Source organism: Endozoicomonas elysicola, from assembly GCF_000710775.1.
GTDB classification, from domain to species: Bacteria; Pseudomonadota; Gammaproteobacteria; order Pseudomonadales; family Endozoicomonadaceae; genus Endozoicomonas; species Endozoicomonas elysicola.
The window spans coordinates 4,307,935-4,327,692 of record NZ_JOJP01000001.1; the positions used below are offsets into that span (position 1 = coordinate 4,307,935).

At 45.4% G+C, this 19,758-nt stretch carries 16 protein-coding genes; 8 read left to right on the forward strand and 8 right to left on the reverse strand.

Going from position 1 to position 19,758, the window contains the following annotated elements; translation table 11 throughout:
* Positions 1-166: 166 nt before the first annotated feature.
* Positions 167-2,776, reverse strand: a complete 2,610-nt coding sequence (gene amt / locus GV64_RS23965; RefSeq protein ID WP_020584923.1) for an ammonium transporter — start codon at positions 2,774-2,776, stop codon at positions 167-169.
* A 314-nt stretch (positions 2,777-3,090) separates the two neighbouring features.
* Between amt and GV64_RS18195 the strand changes: the two genes are divergently transcribed.
* Together GV64_RS18195 and GV64_RS18200 are read left to right on the forward strand one after the other, a co-directional pair.
* Complete coding sequence (locus GV64_RS18195; protein WP_152554118.1) at positions 3,091-3,639, forward strand: hypothetical protein; 549 nt, start codon at positions 3,091-3,093, stop codon at positions 3,637-3,639.
* 58 nt (positions 3,640-3,697) lie between these two features.
* Positions 3,698-4,282, forward strand: coding sequence for a YecA/YgfB family protein (locus tag GV64_RS18200; protein ID WP_020584925.1), 585 nt, complete (start codon positions 3,698-3,700; stop codon positions 4,280-4,282).
* On the opposite strand, the gene GV64_RS18205 is transcribed toward GV64_RS18200, so the two are convergent.
* Positions 4,277-5,683 (reverse strand): substrate-binding domain-containing protein, encoded by a 1,407-nt coding sequence (locus GV64_RS18205; RefSeq protein ID WP_081622229.1) that lies wholly within the window; start codon positions 5,681-5,683, stop codon positions 4,277-4,279. The genes GV64_RS18200 and GV64_RS18205 overlap by 6 nt on opposite strands.
* A gap of 187 nt (positions 5,684-5,870) precedes the next feature.
* Between GV64_RS18205 and GV64_RS18210 the strand changes: the two genes are divergently transcribed.
* Positions 5,871-8,399, forward strand: coding sequence for a protein-tyrosine phosphatase family protein (locus GV64_RS18210; RefSeq protein WP_020584927.1), 2,529 nt, complete (start codon positions 5,871-5,873; stop codon positions 8,397-8,399).
* A 52-nt stretch (positions 8,400-8,451) separates the two neighbouring features.
* Here GV64_RS18210 and GV64_RS18215 read toward each other — a convergent pair whose 3' ends face one another.
* The 4 genes from GV64_RS18215 to pheS all read right to left on the reverse strand — a co-directional run bounded on the left by GV64_RS18215 (position 8,452) and on the right by pheS (position 12,674).
* Positions 8,452-8,796, reverse strand: a complete 345-nt coding sequence (locus GV64_RS18215; protein ID WP_020584928.1) for a MerR family transcriptional regulator — start codon at positions 8,794-8,796, stop codon at positions 8,452-8,454.
* Complete coding sequence (ihfA, locus tag GV64_RS18220; RefSeq protein ID WP_020584929.1) at positions 8,777-9,088, reverse strand: integration host factor subunit alpha; 312 nt, start codon at positions 9,086-9,088, stop codon at positions 8,777-8,779. The genes GV64_RS18215 and ihfA overlap by 20 nt, the downstream gene beginning before the upstream one ends.
* 116 nt (positions 9,089-9,204) lie before the next feature.
* Complete coding sequence (pheT, locus tag GV64_RS18225) at positions 9,205-11,583, reverse strand: phenylalanine--tRNA ligase subunit beta (protein ID WP_020584930.1); 2,379 nt, start codon at positions 11,581-11,583, stop codon at positions 9,205-9,207.
* A 62-nt stretch (positions 11,584-11,645) separates the two neighbouring features.
* Complete coding sequence (gene pheS, locus GV64_RS18230; protein ID WP_020584931.1) at positions 11,646-12,674, reverse strand: phenylalanine--tRNA ligase subunit alpha; 1,029 nt, start codon at positions 12,672-12,674, stop codon at positions 11,646-11,648.
* 221 nt (positions 12,675-12,895) lie between these two features.
* Here pheS and thiS point away from each other — a divergent pair, with 221 nt between their 5' ends.
* The 3 genes from thiS to thiH all read left to right on the forward strand — a co-directional run bounded on the left by thiS (position 12,896) and on the right by thiH (position 15,068).
* Positions 12,896-13,084, forward strand: coding sequence for a sulfur carrier protein ThiS (thiS, locus tag GV64_RS18235; protein WP_201772500.1), 189 nt, complete (start codon positions 12,896-12,898; stop codon positions 13,082-13,084).
* 77 nt (positions 13,085-13,161) lie between these two features.
* On the forward strand, positions 13,162-13,941 hold the full coding sequence (locus GV64_RS18240) for a thiazole synthase (RefSeq protein WP_020584933.1): 780 nt from the start codon (positions 13,162-13,164) through the stop codon (positions 13,939-13,941).
* Complete coding sequence (gene thiH / locus GV64_RS18245) at positions 13,941-15,068, forward strand: 2-iminoacetate synthase ThiH (protein WP_020584934.1); 1,128 nt, start codon at positions 13,941-13,943, stop codon at positions 15,066-15,068. Before GV64_RS18240 ends, thiH begins: the two co-directional genes overlap by 1 nt.
* Before the next feature lie 69 nt (positions 15,069-15,137).
* Here the strand turns inward: thiH and GV64_RS18250 are convergent, their stop codons facing one another.
* Positions 15,138-15,827 carry a hypothetical protein gene (locus tag GV64_RS18250; protein ID WP_033403664.1) on the reverse strand — a complete coding sequence of 230 codons (690 nt, stop codon included), beginning with the start codon at positions 15,825-15,827 and terminating at the stop codon, positions 15,138-15,140.
* A 128-nt stretch (positions 15,828-15,955) separates the two neighbouring features.
* A complete protein-coding gene (locus tag GV64_RS18255; RefSeq protein ID WP_020584936.1) occupies positions 15,956-17,224 on the reverse strand; it encodes an MFS transporter in 1,269 nt (422 codons plus the stop codon).
* A 347-nt stretch (positions 17,225-17,571) separates the two neighbouring features.
* Between GV64_RS18255 and GV64_RS18260 the strand changes: the two genes are divergently transcribed.
* Positions 17,572-17,838: a transmembrane sensor/regulator PpyR gene (locus GV64_RS18260; RefSeq protein ID WP_152554119.1), complete on the forward strand. Its 267-nt coding sequence runs from the start codon at positions 17,572-17,574 to the stop codon at positions 17,836-17,838.
* 187 nt (positions 17,839-18,025) lie between these two features.
* Positions 18,026-18,616, forward strand: a complete 591-nt coding sequence (gene smrA, locus GV64_RS18265; protein ID WP_033403720.1) for a DNA endonuclease SmrA — start codon at positions 18,026-18,028, stop codon at positions 18,614-18,616.
* The last annotated feature ends 1,142 nt before the right edge of the window (positions 18,617-19,758 follow it).

Below are 19,758 nucleotides of genomic sequence, written 5' to 3' on the forward strand. Positions count from 1 at the left end.
CTGCCACTGAGTCATAGATTAGTCATGTTTGAGTGGGTTTTGGTAAAATTGTCAAATCAAAAAGGGATGGGTATACCAAATCAAAAAATCATCATTTAAACCAAGGTAAAATACATCCATTAAAGTGGATTGGTTCTACTTTTTCAGTGCTCTCTATTTTCCATAATTACTTCTCAGGAAAAGCAATGAAAAACTCAAGAATAGCAGAGCGGAGCTGCTCCAGCGTCACAGGCTTGGCAAGATAAGCATCCATCCCAGACGCTAGTCCTTTCTTTTCATGATCTTTCATCGCGTGAGCACTTAACCCTATAACGACGGGCTGAACCTTATGATGACTCTGTTTGCGAATCAACTGAGTAGCCTTCAGACCATCCATTTCAGGCATTTCACTATCCATCAGGATTAATTGAGGAGAATACCTTTCACAGTGCTCCACTACTTGTTTGCCATTTTCGAGAATATGCCCTGAGATACCCAGTTTTTCCAGGTACTTTCTTATCACCATCTGGTTAACGCGGTTATCCTCTGCAACCAGAACATCATGACAGACTGCACTAATCCATCGGTCAGCTGCTATAGCTTCTCTCGCTGGTTTGAACTCTTCAGAACATTCCCTTGCACTCTGACTACCTGGTATCCTACCTACTTGATCACTATGAACAGTTCTGACAGGAATTGTTAGTTCAAAACGGGTTCCTTTTCCGGGCTGACTATGGAGATTTATCACACCTTCCATCATCTCAATCAGTTGCCGGGTAATCGAAAGACCCAAGCCGGTTCCTCCATATTGACGTGCAGTAGAGTTATCAGCCTGCTGAAAGGCAATAAACACTCTTTTGCACTGCTCTTCTGTCATACCAATACCAGTATCTTCAATGGATAGAGTCAGCCTGTCGCCTGATGCACCTTGCTGAAAACCTGCATTGAGGAAAATGCTTCCACTCTCGGTAAATTTCAAAGAATTACTCATTAAATTAATAATGATCTGTCGTATTCGAGTAGGGTCTACATATATAAGAGGAGGGATATCCGAACTGCACTCTACTGAGAGTTGAATGTTTTTTTCTTCTGCCTGAATCCTGAAAATATCAAGACTCTCATTGAGTAATTCGTTTATATCACATGCAATAACCTCGAAACTCAACTCTCCCGCTTCTATTTTGGAGTAATCCAAAATATCATTAATGATATTAATCAAACCTCTGGCAGAAGAATGAATGGTTTGGATATAGCTTTGCTGCCTGGCAGGCATTTCCTCTAAAAGCATAAGTTCAGCCATACCAATAACACCATTGATCGGTGTTCTTATTTCATGGCTCATATTGGCAAGAAAAGCACTTTTATAATCACTGACTTTCTCTGCCTGTTTACAGGCATCATTCAATGCCTGCCTGGTATGCTCAAGATTGCTAATGGTTTCATAAAGCTCACTCTGAGCTGCACTAAAGCTTTGAGTCACTTGGTTATATTGAAAAGCAACCTGCCCGATTTCCGTGTAAGGCTCTATACGCACCTTACGGGAAAAATCACCGGTAACTTGCTGGTGCTTCATATCCTGTAGCAAGTCGTAAAGCTCTGTTCGTGCACCATGCTCTGTAAAGTTTAAACCAGCTTCCTCTCCTTTCAGGCTAACCCTCAGTGGTATAAACCGGTTAAAAACTGTGAGCAGAATCCAACCAACTGCGCCTCCCCAAGCCAGAATCGCAAGAACACCTTCAAGCTGGACCATTAACCATTCCATACGACTCAATGATTCAGGAATCACATCAGTGTTCGCAAAAAGAGCAACTGCCAGAGCTCCCCAGATACCACCGAGAAGGTGCACCGGAATACCTCTTACAGGATCATCAACCTTCAGCCAATCAAGTACACGCCAGCCAATAAAGAACAAAAGACCTCCGCAGGCTCCCACAACGACAGATGCCGTTGCCGAAAAAATATTGCAACCCGCCGTTACGCTCACCAAACCGGCAATGATTCCATTGGCCAACATCAAAATATCCAACTTATCACTCTTAGCCAGCTCCAGAGCCAGTACGCCAAACCCTCCAGCGGCTCCAGCAATGGCTGTATTCATTAACACTGATGGAAGTTGATGAACATCGGTTAGAGCAACACTGCCACCATTAAATCCAAACCAACCAAGCCATAGAAATAAATACCCCAGTATCGCCATCACCATGCTATGGCCCGTAAAACCGTCTAAACGTTTATGCTCATAGCCGATTCTCGGACCAATAATTACCGCTGATACCAATGCAACAATACCGCCTGTTACGTGAACAACAGATGAACCGGCAAAGTCATAAAATCCCGCCCTCTCCAGCCATCCGGCTTCTGAGTCAGTATAAATCCCCCCCCAAACCCAGTGACCAACTACTGGATAAATAACAAGCGTCATCGTCGTTACGATGACCAGGTATCCCTTGAGAGAACAGCGCTCAGCTACGGAACCAGAAACAATCGTTGCTGCAGTGGCAGCAAACATGGCCTGAAATAGAAAAAACAAAGGCTGGAATAGATCATTGCTACTCTCGTGGAAAGGTGAAAGTTCACCAACAAGGCCAAAACTGGTGCCACCAAACATTACCGAGTAACCAACGAACCAGAACAGCAGAATCACCAACAGCAGGTCCATCAAGTTTTTTGCCGCAACATTGATACTGTTTTTAGATCGGACAATACCACTCTCCAGGCACAGAAACCCAATCTGCATCAGCATCAATAACCCTAAAGAAACGAACAGGATCAGATAACGAACAGTCTCCACTGGCATTTATGCATCCTTGCAATATCTTCCTGATAAAATAATGATTTAGACTTTAAGGGCCTATCAATAAAACTCTAGTTGATAGCACTGCTTCAAGCGTGGGTGAGCAGGAATTCAGCACTCCCCTCTTAATAGAACGTTAAGATTTTGTCTGTAGGGCAGGGCCTGCCAAAACTTGCGTAGATAAAAGCCTGATTTTGGTCAGTATTGCAATTTGGCAACAATGAGCCTTTTATCAAGCATATCAATTCATTAAGTCTGCTGGATAAAAAGCCGACATTTAAAAAAGTAATGAGAAAAACAGGTGAAGCATGCACCAGATGGGTCAAAGACATAACCGTAATGCAATGCAGCTTGCCTGCTTCATGATCATACTTTTCTTTACCCCAATCGCTATCTGGCAGTTTGCTGCATGGCTCTTTACCCCTTCTGCTCCTGCACCCGAGCAAACAATCAAGGCGATCATTGCCCTGGATAGCTCAGAACTCTATATCTGGAGAGTGTGCCCCAGAGGCAGTCCTTGCTATGACAAGTTCCGGTTATGTATAAAGTCCCGACAACTCCCATCACCGGAAAGCAATTACTGCTTCATTAGTGCCAGCCCTATTCCCGAAGAGCTAGATCAGCTTGAACCTGGCACTATTGCCAATATTCGAATAGCCCCTGATTTAGACATCGGACGTATAAAAGTGCTGCGATTCTGGGAGATGAAAGTAGAAGGCCAGCCTTCATTAAGTTTGGCGCGTATTAGCCAAGAGCATAATGATGAAAAAAACAATCGTCTTGTGCAGAGCCTTATGATGCTGGGCTTTAGCATGCTTGCTGCAGCACTCTATCGACGCTCACGAAGGCAAGCTCGCAGGTACTGAGCTTTTATCCACATTAAAGCCAGAGTAGAATCCCCGTTTACATTTCAGGATAGCCACTATGTCCAATACTCGTGCTTCTGTGGAAGCGCTACTGCAGCCTTTTACTGAAAAAAATGAAGGAACCCTTGACTACCATGGGCTTCATGGCTTCCTGACTGCCCTGACCATTTGCCCTACTGTTCTTACAGAACAAGAGCGCAATGAGAATATTTTTGATAGTGAAGCAAAACTGCCAGTGGCAACAGCTAAGGAGCTGAACCATCTCATTGCACACATGCAAACCGCCATTGACCGTGGTTTTAATAATGAAGAAGAAGGATTCTCTTTATCCTGTGAGGCAGAACTGGAAGATCACGATGATGAAGCGCTTGCCAACTGGTGCACTGGTTTTATGGTGGCTCATTTCCTGAATGAAGATGCCTGGTTCAGTACGAACGAACAGGAAGTCTGCGAATTGCTTCTTCCTATTATGCTGGCATCAGGCTTATTTGATGATGAGCAGGAGTTCAAGGATATTCGTAAGGACAGTAAGCTCACAGAGGATATGTGCAGCCAGATTCCAGAAGTACTGATGGAGCTTTACCTGATCTTCAATGCTCCCGAAGAGAAAAAGCCCCACAACACAGGCAAGCGCCGCTTATAATCGAAACTGATTGGCAGCCGGAGAGCCTTCTGGTTGCCTAGCCAGTATTTCGACCTGTGTTCCCTGCTTTACCCAGACCTCTACACGCCGATCACGAATCTGCCGAAGTTTACTGACTGCCAGTTCACGATCCACCTTTGGAACAAACCCTTCGATAACGATGCTCTTTCTGGGAGCTCCTGCTCGAATCAGCTGCCGTTTAACCACATCAGCTCTCAGTCTAGCCAGTGTTTGAGAGAAGGTTGAATCATCGTTGGTCTCACCAAAACCAATCAACTTAATGTTCACCGAGTTATCATTGAGATAGCCCGCTAATCGTTCTATATCTCTTCTGGCCTTGTTATCCAACCGGGCCTTTCCCTGCTCAAAACGGAAGTTAACGGAGAGCCGATCGAAGGAATCAATCATTTGCAGATACTCTTCTGGCATCTGGCTCTGATCAGATTTCTGGCGGTTGATCTGCTGGGCTACATAGCCAACATCACTGACCACTGACTGCCCAGAATGACTGACAACAAAGTCGAGGAATGATCTGGCAATATCTTTTCCTGAGTTATCGGAAATATACATATACAGACGGCGGCTCAGCACATAATCTTCTGTAGAAACATTCATAACCGTTGGTGCCAGGCTTTTACCTGCGGAATCTGCCACATTCACAGCCTTCGTGACACCGACAGTATTCAAACTGACAAAACCAATGGCACCAGGTTTTTCTAACACTCTGGCAGATAGAAGCTCATTGGACTCAAACCGCTCTACACCATGGGCAAGCTGATATTTCTTAGACAGAACCATACTCTTAAAAGTATCCCATGTTCCAGAATGATCGTCTCTGGCATAGGGAGTTACTGTAAGATCAGGTCCATCTAACTGTCGCCAGTTGGTAATCTCTCCGGAAAAAAGCTGTGCTATCTGACTAACTTCAAGTGAATTCACAGGGTTATCTGGATGAACAATAATAGCCAGACCATCAAGGCCAATGACATACTCTGACTGATCACTGAACAGATTACCCTGCTCCTGCAGTAACTTTCTCTCCTCTGGCTTGGCACGCCTTGAAGCTGCAGCAATGTCCGCTTTTTTCTGATGAAGGCTTTTGAAACCCGTAGAGGAGCCATGGGAAGCCACGTATATACTGACAGTTCTTTCTTCTAAAGGGAGGTAACCTGTTATTCTACTCTCGTTAACCCCATCACTTGGGAGAGTTAATATTCTTTCTGCCCCCAGATCATCAAGAAAACGAGCTGCCAGCGCAGGTGCCAGCTCTGCTCCTACGGTATTGGAGCCATGCACAGTAAACAGAAATTCTTCAGCAAGACTTTTTGTACACCAGATCACCTGATAAAGAATCAAAACCAAAAGAACGGGCTGAAAAAACAGGCTTCTTGTTGTCATCATCACCCCCAACTGTCAATAAACTGCCACTATCAGCAATAGGCAATGGTAAGTTGTCTGTATGACAGAAAAATTACAAAGACAATTAAGTAGAAATCCCCCAAGAGCAGACAGGGAGAGATATCTGACAAAACAGCATTTCGATTTTAAGCTGAAGTAAAAAGAATGAGCATTTCACGGATGAAATACAATGGATAACAGACCTGTAAATACTTCGCCCCAAAACACTCATCGTGGGACGAATACCACACTGGGCACAGACCCAGTCTCTCAAAAAGAAATGCTTCAACTTTCAGGAAAACATTATAAGGTCAGCAAAGCTGTAATATGGGGATTGAAAATCTGCCGGACACTATTCAGCCTTGGTGGAACAATCAAGCGCCCTGAGAACTATTTCAACCGCCTGATTGATGAAAAACAAAATGGGCCTCAGCAGAAGCCTATTACCGAAAGAAATGTAACTCATACACAGATTAGCTCTGGCTTCGACTATAACAGGCCGTTTCCACACAGGCCTCTTCCACTAACACCGGGACAACAGGTCACAGCTAACCCATCTCAGATGCAAAAGCTCCCAATGCAAAATACAATAGATTACAGCAACCAACACCAATATGGAGATGATGAGTTCCCTGACAGCATGGATGTTTTTGACCCAAATTTATCAAACTCAACAGCTAATCAAGAGTTATCTCCAGAAGGAAAAGACATTCAACACTCTGTTTTATCAGCATTTTCTTTACTTGAAACTTTCCCACCAGAACTTAACAGAGTATTTCCAGAAAAAGCACAGGATGAAAAATCAATTAAGGGCTTCAAAATTTTAAATAATCAAAGTGACAAAATAGCCATACCTCCAGAAAAAAGTCTTAATAGTCTGGATAATAAGACAAAAGAAGCTGAGCGTTTTAGAAGCATTGCAGATCCTAAATACAGAAACATTCACTGTCATAAGGAGTTTTGCGCTTCAACAACCTATCAATATCACGCTACCAAAATTGATATGCCCAATGGTCAATATATTGCTGCCCAGGGCCCTATCAGCACAACCGAAGAAAACTACCTGCACCTTCTCAAAGAAAATAACAGCCCAATTTCTGTAGCCCTGATTGGTGAGAGTGATTTACTATACACAAGAGGTTCAAAAATCGGTACGGAAAAAAATATGCTAAGAATTGGGCCGATTGATGTAGGAAGGCCACAGACTATTCCCGCCCAAGAAGATGAAAATAAAAATATCATATCTGAGGCATTTGAAATTGAGCTGATCGAAACCATTGAGATACCTTCTCTTGATTTTCGTATTGACAAGTTAAGGATTGATGGAAAAACACATTTCAGAGTCAGTGAAATGGGCTGGAAAGATTTTTCTGCAGGAAACCCTGCAAGACTGGTTGCTGTTGCATTGATTGTTGAAAAATTAAGACATAATCCGGAAGTAGTCGATAGAATTGATGAGCGAATTGTCATCAATTGTAATGCGGGGGTGGGTAGAACAGGGTCTTTTATTACCACTGATGACACTGTTCGACAATATTTAGAACAAGGTGGTCAGTTTGAATCAGACTTTGATCAGAAAATTCTTGGAGCTCGAGCACGTAGAAATAACTTCGTTCAGACAGATGGTCAGTACAGCACTCTTAACACAGTGCACCAAAATCTTGCCGCAATAGCTGAGCCAATCATTGATGCTTTAGAGATGCGAAAATTACCTGAATCTCAAGAGGCATTTGCAGAAACACAGTTACCAGTTGATGTTAATGACGATAATATCTCAGTAATTTCTGGAAGCTCATCCATATCTGAGGAGTCAACCGACAGCGAATACGCCTCTGTATCGGGAACACAATTCTCACGATTATTTGATGAATTCAACGGAGCTGAAATTATAAATGATAAATTCAAGAATGAAGCTGAACTGGTATCAAAACTTGAAGCTCTTTCAATAGCCAATATTCGAAGATTAATTGTTTCTGGTGACAAAAATTCGGTAGCACGGAACATTTCCGACAACAATATTAAAAACAAGGCTATAACTCTCGTCGCATCAATATATGGAAAAAAGAAGGCTGTTAAATATATCAGTGACTTCGATAATAATTTTCAAAAGGCCAAAGAAAAAGTTGAAAACGAGTATAAAACAAAAAATAATGAAACCCATACCAGAGTAAAAAATGCTGCATTGCAGGAAATTAACAGACAATCAGCCCTTAACCAGCCACCAGCAATTCCTGAGCAAAAATCATTTGAGCCTGAAACCCCTTATGAAAACTTTCAGGGTTATCGTAGGCGGGAATCATCAGATGTCGATTTGGACACAGTATCAGTAGCATCCTCAAGTTCAGAAGAAGATGAATTATCGGTAGAGAGTTCAAGGTTGCCCCCTAAGCCAAAACCACGTGGTATAACCAGCGAGCAACTGGCGACACTATCAGAAAAAGTGACCGCTGAAACGATAATGAGGAAAATCAACAGTAGAGCTTATCAAGATTGGGAGCAGTTATATAAGGACCTTGGTAGAGTGAAGAGTAAGATGGATTTAAATAAGCTGACTATGGAGTTTTCAGCACTGAAGAATCAGGCAACTGAAGAGAGGGTAGCGCAAGCCTGGGAACAGGCAATTAACTATATTTCAGTGCTTCGGGAAAGAATGGACATAGCAGGCCCAGAGAATTTAGTCGATCAACCCTGGCGAACTCCTGGGTCCCAGAAGTTCTGAACATTTGGTGATTTACAGTAAAATAATTGAAAACTTAAGTCATTAAAGAAGCTTACGACAAGATATCTATAACTTCCTCTAATTCAGATATGGCTTGCTCAATTTCAGTGCGGTAATTGAGCTTTTTCTGTTTTACTGCATTACGCTTAAGCTGAGTGCGAGCCCCATCAATGGTAAAGCGCTGGTCGTATAAAAGACTGCGGATCAATCGCACAAGATGTACGTCTTCGTGGCGGTAATATCGCCTGTTCCCCCGACGAACTGGCGAGAGTTGAGGAAACTCCTGCTCCCAATAACGCAGCACATGAGACTTTACAAAGCAAAGTTCACTTACTTCGCCAATGGTAAAATAGCGCTTGCCAGGGATGGCTGGCAGATCACTCGTCCTGAGTTCCATGTCCTGCATAGGCTTCCACTCTTGCCTTGAGTTTCTGACCGGGTTTGAAGGTCACAACACGACGCGGAGTTATCGGTATTTCTTCACCCGTTTTCGGGTTCCGCCCGGGCCTTTGACTCTTATTCCTTAGATCAAAGTTGCCAAAACCAGACAGTTTGACCGATTGATTATTTTCGAGAGACTGGCGAATTTCCTCAAAAAACAGCTCGACCATCTCTTTGGCTTCGCGTTTATTAAGACCAAGCTCTTCATTGAGTCGCTCAGCCATATCGGCTTTCGTCAGGGCTCCCATGAACCAATCCCCTTTTTTGTTTTTCCCATGGTAATAGCTGTATCGGTTTTCTCAGAAAAAAAATAACAGGCTATTACCATGATCTTATTATTTACTCTAAGGCCATTGACTGGCGTTTACTTACGCAGGCTCGCGTTGAATTCCTGTTTCAACCGCGTAACAACACGATCAACCAGCTTATTAACCTCGTCATCCTTTAGAGTGCGGGAAGGATGCTGTAAGGTCAAGCCCATAGCGAGACTCTTGCAGCCTTCTTCAATACCTTTACCCGCATAAACGTCAAAAGTATTGACCCTGCGCAGCAGCTCACCAGCCTCACTCTTAATCAGCTGTTCGATATCACCTGCGGCAGCTGAAGCCTCAACAACCAGAGCCAGATCACGTCGCACTTCAGGGTATTTCGACAGAGCGGAAAAACCGGCCACCTTACCTTCAGTCACCGCTTTCAGGTTTAGCTCAACCAGATAAACCCCACCCGGCATATCCAGCTTTTTAGCCAGGGAAGGATGGAGCGCCCCCATATGACCAATAACGTTTCCAGCACGAACGACCTCGGCACACTGGCCCGGATGCATGGCAGGGTGCTCTCCCTTATGGAAGGTAAATTCATTACCTGCCAGACCCAGTTCAAAAACAGCTTCGATGTCGCCTTTCAGATCAAAGAAGTCAACAGACTCTGCCTTATCCTGCCAGCTTTCAGGATGACGACTACCGGTAATCAATGCGGCCAGCATAGGTTCCTGCTTGAGTTCATCGCCCTCTTTAACAAAGGTCAGACCCGTTTCAAACAGACGAACCCGGCTCTGCTGACGATTCAGGTTATAGCCTGCGGTTTTCACCAGACCAGGCAGCAGCGTCGTACGCATTACTGACAAGTCGCTGGCTATAGGATTAGACAGGGCAACCGCCTCATGCTCAGGATCAAACAGCTTGTGCAATTCTGGAGCAATAAAGCTGAAGCACACTGCTTCCTGATAACCACGGGCAGTCAGTACACGACGGATGTCTGACTCCTGAACCAGAGACTCATCCACCTGCTTCATCTTTAACAGTGCAGTAGGTGTGCTTTCAGGCAGGTTGTTATAGCCGTAAATACGTCCGAGCTCTTCCACCAAATCTTCTTCGATGGAAATATCAAAGCGCCAGCTCGGCACAGATACCTTCCAGCAACCTTCTCCGTCAGACGTCAGGCCAAGACCCAAACGAGACAGCAATGCCTCAATATGGCTGTTTTCAATCGCCATACCAAGCAAGGAGGTTACCTTTTCAGAACGAAGCGCTACTTCACGCAGCGCAGGGAGGTAAGCCTCACTGGCTACTTCAGTGACAGGGCCTGGTTCACCACCGCAAATCTCTACAATCAGAGCAGTCGCACGCTCAACGGCCTTTTTCTGCAACTGGAAATCGACACCACGCTCAAAGCGGTGAGAGGAGTCCGTGTGCAAACCATAAGAGCGTGCCTTACCGGCAATAGTGATTGGATCGAAGAAAGCACTTTCCAGGAAGATATTACGGGTATTTTCACTAACCCCGGAACCTTCACCACCCATAACACCGGCAATTGCGAGAGCCTTCTGATCATCAGCAATCACCAACGTATTGTCGTTCAGTGTCACTTCCTGACCATCCAGCAGGGTCAGCTTCTCTTCAGTTTTGGCCATGCGAACATGGATACTGCCAGAGAGCGTATCCAAGTCAAAACCGTGCATGGGCTGACCCAGTTCCAGCATGACATAGTTGGTCACATCCACCACAGGATCAATGGAGCGAATGCCGGAACGACGCAGACGCTCAGTCAGCCACAGTGGAGCAGAACGGGAAACATCAACGTTACGAACGACCCGGCCAACATATCGTGGACAGCCCTGAGGTGCATCAATATGAACCGAGAACGTGTCATCAATGGCTGGTGCCACTGCAACTACCTGCTCCTCGGTCACATCCGCCAGAAAGTTTGCACTGACTTCACGTGCCAGACCCGCAATACTGAGGCAGTCACCACGATTAGGTGTCAGGTCAACATCAATAATTTTATCATCCAGCGACAGGTATTCGCGGATATCCTGGCCAACCGGTGCATCCAGAGGCAGCTCCATCAGACCATCGGAAGATTCTGCCATGCCCAGTTCTTCTTCGGCACACAGCATGCCCAGTGACTCAACACCACGGAGTTTCGCTTTCTTAATCTTGAAATTGCCAGGCAACACGGCGCCCACAGTAGCAAAAGGCACCTTAATGCCGACACGGGCATTAGGGGCACCACAAACCACCTGGAAAGACTCGTTGCCGGTACTGACCTGAGTTACACGCAGTTTATCGGCGTCTGGATGCTGCTCACAGGCAACAATTTCACCAATCACAACACCGGTAAACTCACCCGCAACGGATTCAACATCATCAACTTCAAGCCCGGCCATGGTGATCTTGTCCACCAGTTCCTGGGTATCAACTTCAATATTGACCCACTGCCGCAGCCACTTTTCACTGAATTTCATGTTATTTACTCAATCCTGCTAAAACCATTCTTAAAAGTTTGAAAATGCCTTCTCTTCAGCTCTCAACGGAACTGGTCAAGGAAACGCAAGTCGTTCTCAAAGAACTGGCGCAGGTCATTGACGCCATAACGCAGCATGGCAAAACGCTCAACACCCATACCAAACGCAAAACCGGTGTACTTCTCAGGATCAATACCCGAGTAGCGGAATACTTCAGGATGAACCATACCGCAGCCAAGTACTTCCAGCCACTTGATGGAACCATCTTCATTACGTCCCCATTCTATATCCACCTCAGCAGAAGGCTCAGTGAACGGGAAGTAAGATGGGCGGAACCGAACCTGCAGGTCGTCCCGCTCAAAAAAGACTCTCAGAAAATCAATCAGAACACACTTCAGGTCTGCAAAACTGACTTTCTCAGCAACGTACAAACCTTCCACCTGGTGGAACATAGGGCTGTGAGTCTGGTCAGAATCACAGCGATACACCTTGCCCGGGCAGACAATAGCAATAGGCGGGTTTTCGTTATTCTTTACAAAACGCTCCATAGTACGAACCTGAACCGGTGAGGTATGGGTTCTCAGTACGGTGGAGTTGTCAAAATAGAACGTGTCGTGCATGGCACGGGCCGGATGGTGTCCGGGAATATTCAGGGCTTCGAAGTTATGGTAGTCATCTTCGATTTCAGGTCCCTGCTCCACAGTAAAGCCGATACGACCGAAATAGTCGGTAATCCGCTCCATCGTACGGGTGATCGGATGAACCGTACCCAGTTCCTGACCACGGCCAGACAGCGAAACATCAATCGCTTCACTAGTCAGTTTCGCATCCAGGGCCTGCTGATCAATCATTGCTTTCTTATGATTGATCGCATCCTGAACCTGCTGTTTGCCCTTATTAATCAGCCCACCCGCTTTTGGTCGTTCTTCAGCAGAGAGCTGGCCAAGGGCCTTGAGCAAAGAGGTCAGCTCGCCTTTCTTACCAAGGTATTGGACGCGAATTTCGTCCAGACCTGAGGCGTCAGCAACGGCTTCAACGGCACTGAGTGCGCTGGCCACCAGCTTATCAAGCGTGTTATCCAGATTCTCCATGGGGTTTCCAAAACAGATGAGCTACAGAAAATAAACGCTCAATTCTAACGGCTGAGCAGTGCCTTGGATAGAGTTGTAACAGGCAATAATGCAGAAGCTTGGTATCTATTTGATATTTGCGAACACAACCCTGCGCCAGATCATTTGTCAAACACAACACTCTTTCTTTAGAATCGTGTCTTTCTTAAAGGACTCGCACCATAAAGCCCATGCAGATCAAGGTGAATAATCAGCCAATGGTCGTGGAGACCGCCCTCAGTCTTGATGCGCTGTTGAAACAATTAAACCATCTTGAACAAGGTGTAGCGCTTGCTGTCAACAGAAAGATCATCAGCCGTTCCCAATGGGGTTCGTATCAGCTGAATGACGGGGATAACATTACCCTTATAAAAGCCACTGCAGGTGGCTAGGCCATCTGAAGGCTTTCTAACGCTTCTGCCTTTGGACCGACAACTAACTTTAGCTCTTTATAAAATGTAAGGCTGGCATGCTGAAAATTGCGGATAAAACTTTTTCTTCACGACTGTTTACCGGAACCGGAAAGTTCAGTAACAGCCAACTAATGGCAGATGCCATCATTGCATCTGGCAGTGAGCTGGTCACTATGGCACTCAAGCGTGTCGATCTGAATGAACAACAAGATAATATTCTTGGCCCCCTCCTGGATAGTCAGCTTGAGCATAATCTGAACCTGTTGCCAAATACTTCAGGAGCCCGAAATGCTGAGGAAGCTATTTACGCAGCGCAACTGGCCAGAGAAGCACTTGGAACCCATTTCGTAAAAATCGAAATTCACCCAGATCCAAAATACCTTCTGCCAGATCCAATCGAGACTCTGAAAGCCTGTGAAACACTGAGTGCTATGGGGTTTGCTGTACTACCTTATGTTCATGCCGACCCGGTCCTCTGTAAACGTCTTGAAGAAGTGGGCGTTGCGGCTGTCATGCCCCTTGGCTCCCCCATTGGCAGTAACCTGGGCCTAAAGACCAAAGATTTTATTCAGATTATTATTGAGCAGAGCTCTGTCCCTGTGGTGGTTGATGCTGGTATCGGAAGCCCTTCAGATGCAGCCCTTGCCATGGAGATGGGTGCCGATGCCGTTCTGGTTAACTCAGCTATTGCCGTAGCCCGCGACCCGGTTCAGATGGCCATTGCCTTTAAAGACGCGGTCATTGCCGGCCGCCGTGCCTTCAAAGCGGGACTTGGCGGGCGCTCTCTGCAGGCTAAGGCCAGCAGTCCATTAACCGCATTTCTGGATGATTTTTAATGACATTTCTCGACCACTTCAATCAGATCCAGTGGGATGAGCTGAAAATGTCGATCCACAGCAAAACCCCTGTGGATGTAGAAAATGCCCTGCAAAGCAGCAGGCTGACCCATGGTCAGTTTCTGGCACTAATCTCTCCTGCAGCAGAGCCTTATCTTGAGGCTATGGCACAAAAGAGCATGCAACTGACCCGGCAGCGATTCGGTAACACCCTGCAACTCTATATTCCACTCTACCTATCCAATAAGTGCACCAATATCTGCACCTATTGCGGCTTCAGCCTAGACAACAAAATCCGCAGAAAAACCCTGAAGATGGAAGAGCTTGACCGGGAAGTGGCTGCGATCAAAAAAATGGGCTTTGACCATATTTTGCTCGTTACTGGAGAAGCCCCCGGAACAGTAGGTGTCAGCTACATCAAGTCTGTGATTGAACGGCTACGACCACACTTCTCCCATATCAGCATTGAGGTTCAACCTCTGGATCAGGAAGATTATGAAACCTTGATGAAAGAGGGTCTGGATGCCGTTCTGGTTTATCAGGAGACCTACCATCGAGCGGCCTATGAGAAATACCATCTCAGAGGCAGCAAAATGGATTTTAACTATCGACTGGAAACCGCTGACCGACTGGGCCGTGCTGGCGTTGATAAAATTGGTGTAGGTGCCCTGATTGGTCTGGAAGACTGGCGAACCGACTCAGCCATGGTTGCCGCTCATCTGGACTATCTGGAAAAGACGTACTGGCGGACTCGCTACTCCATTTCCTTCCCCCGGCTTCGCCCCTGTGAAGGTGAGTTCCAACCGGTATCTATCATTTCAGATCGTCAGCTGGTTCAGTTGATCTGTGCTTACCGCCTGTTCAAGCCAGAAGCAGAACTCTCCTTATCCACCCGTGAATCTGAAAAGTTCAGGGATAATGTCCTACCTCTTGGCATTACCACCATGAGTGCATACTCCAGCACTCACCCGGGAGGTTACGCTGATGATAATATCCTGGGTAATGAAGACTTGGAGCAGTTTACTATCGACGACAACCGCCGTCCAGAGGCGGTAGCGGAGGCTATTCGAGCCAAAGGGCTTGAGCCGGTCTGGAAAGACTGGTCACACTGCTTCAGTCATTCTTAACAGATGCTGACGAAAACCCAGTGAGGAGGAACCCTGTTTTTGGGGTTCCTCCAGTCAGCAAAAAATACATTACTTTGCTGCTGATACCACATCAATGAGATCACTTCTTTCTCCCGAGCAAAGCCACTCCCATTTAAGCTCAACTTGGCCAGTACTAACAGTCAGAATCATGAAGTGTGAACCTTCATTACTCTGCACGCTGATCAATAGACTGTGTTCATCTTCTGCGGGTGGTATGTAGTGCGCAGGCTGGTCATCTGCATAAAAAATATATTTGGTGAGTCTACTGACATTTTCTTTGTCAGCACTCAGCACTTGAAGATGATAGAGAATATCTACAAACACCCAACGCTCATACAGCGTAATTTTTCCGGGAAATCGGCTCAGAAGATATTGTCTGACCGGATCAGCTATTTCGTCACGGTCTGATACAAAATCCATAACGTCTCTTAACTGCGGCGTCTTCATTGAAACCTTCAAAGCATCATTTTCCCAGTGACGCTTGAAAGTCCATCGCCCACTCTCAATCGAGATTAATTCAAAATGCTTACCGCAAGGAATCTCTTCTGCCGCAATACTTAATAAATAATCGCCTGACTGGGCCACATCCTGACAACCTGCAGGTATTGTATGCTCTGTGATTTGTTTTATTTCTACCCTGTCCATAGGTGAAGAGGTCCCGTCTACAGAACGGATGTCATATGTCTGCAAGGCATATTGTTGCAGCTTGGCAATATTAGAATCTGGTTTCGTTTTCAATTTTTATTCTCTATGCATTTAAAGCTAGAAAATTAACAACTATTAAAAAGCAATATCCAATCTCAACAATAGCTCAGTGCTCAAATACCACCAACTAGTAAGCACAGCACCTTAACTATAGAAAAGCATCACTTCATCAATGTGACTTCAGAGCATTGCTCTAAGTTCCTTTTTGTATAAATTCCCATAGCCACAAGCGCCAATAAACACACCAGCCAAAGGCAAAGTACACCTCCAAACCAACCGTAATAGCCACTCAACCATTGAGCCACCATCGGGGAGGGGCTGGAAAACAGGCTCAACCCAACAGCCCAGGGCAATGCAATGCCTGTACAGCGAATATGGGCAGGGAACAGGTCAAAAAGGAGTTTGAACATGGGAGCCTCAAATGTTGCCACCCCCAAAGCAAACAGAACCATGGTCAACATGCTGATATGAGTGACACCCCGTTGTGCCATGTAAAAATTTAGGTAAGCTCCCAGTAACGTGACTAACAGGCCCAGCAACATAATAGGTTTGGCACCCACCCTAAAGGCCAGAACAGCCATTAAAGGCAACGTAATAAACTCAACCCCCATATCTACTGAGGCAATAACGTTTGCCTGGCTCTGAGAAAAAAAGCCATTACTAACAACGTAACTGCACCAGAACATATTCCCGGCATAAAGAGAAACCCCGGCAAACGCCCCCACCAGAACAACGGCCAGACAGCTGCCTTTATACCGTAAAGCCAACTCTTTGAGCACACGATAAGGGGTAAGTTCTCTGGCCGTTGTCGGTTGAAATGCCGGAGACTCTTGAATTCGACAGCGAATCCATAGTGCCAGCAAACTCGTGATACAACTGAGCAGAAAGGGTACTCTCCAGGCCCAGTCCGGCATATCGGGCAGGCTGACCAGTGCCGTTACCAGTGCTCCCATGGCTACCCCCAGGTTAGCCCCCCAGTTAGCCCAGGAGCCGGCAAGGTAAGGATTCCCCTTACCCTGTTCAATCATAAAGACTGCAGCATTGGTAAACTCTCCGGCAATAGCTCCTCCCTGGAGTATCCTTAATAGCAACAATAACAGTGGTGCCATCAAACCAATGCTGTTCCATGTTGGTAGAACCCCAATACCAGTGGTAGCCAGCGCCATGATCAAGACAGACAACGTCAGTGCTAGCCGCCTGCCATAGCGATCACCGACATACCCAAAAATGAAACCACCTATTGGCCGGGTAAGGTACGAGATGGCAAACAGGCCAAAAACCGAGATCAGTGCAGTGGAGGGGTCCTGCTCAGGAAAAAATAACTCTGCCAGTCTTGGAGCCAGATAGAGGTAGGCAGAAAACTCCAGCCACTCGGCAACAGCTCCAGAGCAGATAATAATGATCGTACGGTGTTGCAGGAAAAAGCGCATACCAGTAACCAGACGGTTAGCTCAAAAACAAGCAGAAAAGTCTAGCTGGTTATTTTTTCCTCACCAGAATACTGCAACCGATTAATGGGACCGCTTCTCTTGACCGGTTCCAGTTGCAAGTCGCCCATCAATAAATAACTAGGACTGGCTATCAAAGAAAACACATCTCATTGATTTTAATGGAATATCCATAATTTTCGGGGGAAGTGAATAAAAAATATCCGATCTTGGTTTACAGAAATCCTATCTATTGACCTTGGAAAATATGACAAACCAATAAGATGCATCTAATATACATCTTATAAGATTCATAATAAATGCATGTTTATGTTGATGAGGTGTCCAATATGAAAAGCACTTTGAAACGCATCGAACAAGGTGAGACGACAAATAGAATCCAACAGTTTTTTAACCTCGGAAACGTGCTCATCGCATTATCATCGGGTGCAATATTGCTCGCTACTCTATTGGCCTACTTTCTTCACCATCAACTTCATCTAACCATCACCGAGCAGGTGATCGCCCACTTCGTTATTATTGTTGCACCCGGCGTAATAAAAGTTGGTTACGTAATGAGACTCGCAGCAGAGCATGCATTCACTTTCAATAGCTAAAGGATGAATGCCTCAGCCTTAGTAAACATACTTCGTCCAATAGAGGGCACCTTCTCTTCTTCAGTTGAACAATCAAAAGCACTGATCATTCTTTATGGCCATAACTACACCTATGGAAATACAATACAAGCATCAAAAAACAGTGAAAACTGCTGTTATCTCTGTCCACTTGGTCAGTTATCAGGCTATGAGCAACGCAACAAACAATGATGACATCTCTGCATTTCTGAAAGAGATGGAAGGGGTAACCCCATTAAAAAAGAAAGCAACAGCTGATACTCAGAAAGCTCAGCGGATTACCCCAGGCCAGGAGATTCGCAAAGCCGCAGCAGAAGACACGTTTACCGACCCTAACTTTCTCTCTCTACTCAACCCAAAAATGGTGAAGCCCCATGACTTTCTGGTCTGGAAGCGGGATGGTGTACAGGAAGGGGTCTTCAAAAAACTTCGCCTGGGTAAATATGACATTGAGGCACGGCTCGATCTCCACCACAAGACCGCCCGGGAGGCACGCGATCACGTTTTCCAGTTTATCAATGATTGCCGTGAACACGAGCTGCGGACCGTATTAATCGCTCACGGGCGTGGTGAGAAAAGCACCCCTCCCGCCATGCTGAAAAGTTATCTCTATACCTGGCTGCCCCAGATGGAGGCGGTACTGGCTTTTCACAGTGCATTAAAAGTCCACGGAGGCTCTGGAGCACTTTATGTGATGATCAGAAAAAGCGAGCGGGAAAAATTGGAAAACCGAGAACGGCATGCGAAGCGAGGGAGCTGACACTCTCTAACGTCCAGTTCCTCGAATATGTAAAAGCATGCTTTAACTCGATTACCATTAACAGGCAGATTACCACTACAGTCTGCCTATAATGGCTGCTTAACGTCCAATAAACTGTGGCAAAAATAGATTTCAGTATGTGTTGATAATAAAGTATTCTCTTTTCCAAACGAAACCGGCTGCTTTGATTATAGGCAAGTACTTGACCAGATAATATTACAGGTTCCTGAAGAACGGTTTCAGACAACCATTCAGGCGGCAGTCTCTCATTCACCAAAGTCCATTATTTATAATAAAATCAACTATCAGTTCTGCAAAGATTAATCATCACCTGCCGCCAAGCCTTACAGGCTTCTTGGGTTACATCCTTACAATGCTCTTTACTGCTGAATCAGAGAATAACCACGGTGGCCAGGGGGTGTAATAACAGTCAGGGCCTGTATTTGAAAGAGCTGATTCTGTCAGCGTTACTTTAGCGTTTTAACAGCATAAGAAAACTGAATAAATAAATTATGAAACATTCCTTTTTAATTATGGTCTGAAATATATGAAAGCACCTGACCAACTATTTATTACATGTAAAAACACAAAAAAACAATATTAGATGATGGTTTAGAGGGATTTTGAACCGTCTTCATCAATAGCGTATATAGATGTTCTGCTAGTTTTGTTACACCCAGATGATGACAGGAATCAGAGTTCTGTTTTTAGGTGAAAGCCTTATCAGAAATTATCAAAGGAGGAGTTTAATACAAGTTTTCACTGAACTGAGAGGTGCGATTGTGGATTCGATTCAGTTGTCAAGATACTCCCCTGTACCGGGCTCGATAGGAAGTATGAAACCGGCCTGCAATGAGGAACAGGTGAAAGCTGCCTGGCAGCTTTGTTATCTTGAAGAAGGCCAAGCGAAGATGAGCCAAACTGTAAAATACATCACTCCACACACGGTCGAGAACAACTACTTGCTCAATGCCCTTGAAAGGCAGGCAATGAAACCAGATAAAGCCATAAGCGTTCGAAAAATCCGGGAAAAGGAGCGCGAGTACGCAGAAAATTTATATTCTTGTGCAATGGTTTATATCAATCTATTTAAAGATGGAGGTCTCCCAAGCTCTATCCCCCCTGATTCTTACCAAATTATC

What these genes read in the sequence shown, in the direction of transcription:
- ihfA (WP_020584929.1), bottom strand. Translation starts at nt 9,088, where the DNA reads ATGGGAGCCCTGACGAAAGCCGATATGGCTGAGCGACTCAATGAAGAG.
- pheS (WP_020584931.1), bottom strand. Translation starts at nt 12,674, where the DNA reads ATGGAGAATCTGGATAACACGCTTGATAAGCTGGTGGCCAGCGCACTC.
- GV64_RS18210 (WP_020584927.1), top strand. Translation starts at nt 5,871, where the DNA reads ATGGATAACAGACCTGTAAATACTTCGCCCCAAAACACTCATCGTGGG.
- pheT (WP_020584930.1), bottom strand. Translation starts at nt 11,583, where the DNA reads ATGAAATTCAGTGAAAAGTGGCTGCGGCAGTGGGTCAATATTGAAGTT.
- GV64_RS18240 (WP_020584933.1), top strand. Translation starts at nt 13,162, where the DNA reads ATGCTGAAAATTGCGGATAAAACTTTTTCTTCACGACTGTTTACCGGA.
- GV64_RS18255 (WP_020584936.1), bottom strand. Translation starts at nt 17,224, where the DNA reads ATGCGCTTTTTCCTGCAACACCGTACGATCATTATTATCTGCTCTGGA.
- amt (WP_020584923.1), bottom strand. Translation starts at nt 2,776, where the DNA reads ATGCCAGTGGAGACTGTTCGTTATCTGATCCTGTTCGTTTCTTTAGGG.
- GV64_RS18205 (WP_081622229.1), bottom strand. Translation starts at nt 5,683, where the DNA reads ATGATGACAACAAGAAGCCTGTTTTTTCAGCCCGTTCTTTTGGTTTTG.
- thiH (WP_020584934.1), top strand. Translation starts at nt 13,941, where the DNA reads ATGACATTTCTCGACCACTTCAATCAGATCCAGTGGGATGAGCTGAAA.
- GV64_RS18215 (WP_020584928.1), bottom strand. Translation starts at nt 8,796, where the DNA reads ATGGAACTCAGGACGAGTGATCTGCCAGCCATCCCTGGCAAGCGCTAT.
- GV64_RS18200 (WP_020584925.1), top strand. Translation starts at nt 3,698, where the DNA reads ATGTCCAATACTCGTGCTTCTGTGGAAGCGCTACTGCAGCCTTTTACT.
- GV64_RS18195 (WP_152554118.1), top strand. Translation starts at nt 3,091, where the DNA reads ATGGGTCAAAGACATAACCGTAATGCAATGCAGCTTGCCTGCTTCATG.
- smrA (WP_033403720.1), top strand. Translation starts at nt 18,026, where the DNA reads ATGAGCAACGCAACAAACAATGATGACATCTCTGCATTTCTGAAAGAG.
- GV64_RS18260 (WP_152554119.1), top strand. Translation starts at nt 17,572, where the DNA reads ATGAAAAGCACTTTGAAACGCATCGAACAAGGTGAGACGACAAATAGA.